The sequence below is a fragment of the Microbacterium sp. HMWF026 genome (assembly GCF_003061325.1).
In the GTDB taxonomy this organism is placed as follows: domain Bacteria; phylum Actinomycetota; class Actinomycetes; order Actinomycetales; family Microbacteriaceae; genus Microbacterium; species Microbacterium testaceum_E.
Map to the genome: position 1 here is coordinate 1 of NZ_QAJB01000465.1, position 400 is coordinate 400.

Genomic DNA, 400 nt, shown 5'->3' on the forward strand with positions numbered 1-400 from the left:
CCCGTCGGTCGGCGGGGATCCGCTGCTCGTGGCGTTCTCTCCGGAGCGCGGCACACACCTCGCGGGTCATCGGCCGCCCCCCGCCGCGACAAGGGCCTCGAGGCGGCGGGCGAGGCGGACCAGCGCGATGTCGGTGCCCGCGCGGGACACCAGGCACACGCCCACGGGCGCGCCGCCGACCGTCAGCAGGGGCACCGAGACCGCGGGCAGCCCCGCCGCCGCGGCGGGCGCGGTCATGCGCAGGGTCGCGGAGCGGACGGCATCCACATCGGCGGTCCGGAGCGGTGCGGGACCGGGAACCGTCGGAAAGATCAGCACCGCGTCGTGGACGAGATCGGCGAGGTGCGCGGCGATCGGCTCGAGATCGCGGCGGGCGGCGGCCTCGTCGGCGGCGGTGATG

General features: G+C 77.5%; 1 protein-coding gene. It reads right to left on the reverse strand.

Annotated elements, in window-relative coordinates:
• Window positions 1–66: 66 nt before the first annotated feature.
• Window positions 67–400, reverse strand: a 334-nt coding sequence (locus DBR36_RS18720) for an amidase family protein (protein ID WP_258222962.1), incomplete at its 5' end; no start/stop codon positions are given.